The organism is Gilliamella sp. Pas-s27, assembly GCF_009795865.1.
Taxonomy (GTDB): domain Bacteria; phylum Pseudomonadota; class Gammaproteobacteria; order Enterobacterales; family Orbaceae; genus Gilliamella.
This window is the reverse complement of record NZ_WTEW01000103.1, coordinates 1-433: the sequence shown is the minus strand read 5'-3', so window position 1 is coordinate 433 and position 433 is coordinate 1. Positions and strand designations below refer to the sequence as shown.

The window sequence follows — 433 nt, the reverse complement described above, 5'->3', positions numbered from 1 at the left end:
GTATCGAAAGTGGTGAATGGTATGCCCGCCTACGCCACGAACAAAAAATCAGCCAACAGGTGATTATCCACGGTAAAAGCAACCGCTATGCCCTTGCACCGGGTCAATGGATTAACATCAAAGGCAGTCCACTGAATAATATTAATGACGGCGTGATTATTTTAAGTGTACAAGGACACGGTAACCGCACCGAGGCTTATGAGCTGGAATTTACGGCTATTCCTTATCAGGCCTTAACGCTCTACCGCCCTGCGCCTATCCGCTGGCCTCAAATCAGTGGCACCTTACCCGCAAGGGTGACCAGTCCTGACCATGACACCTATGGTTATATTGATACCCAAGGACGCTACCGTGTTAAATTTAACTTTGACTTAAAAACGTGGAAAAAGGGCGAAGAAAGCCTTTGGGTGCGTTTAGCCAAGCCGTATGCCGG

General features: G+C 48.3%; 1 protein-coding gene. It reads left to right on the top strand.

Annotation, left to right across the window (positions count from 1 at the left end):
- On the top strand, positions 1-433 hold a 433-nt coding region (locus GQ589_RS11900; protein ID WP_202115110.1), incomplete at both ends, for a contractile injection system protein, VgrG/Pvc8 family.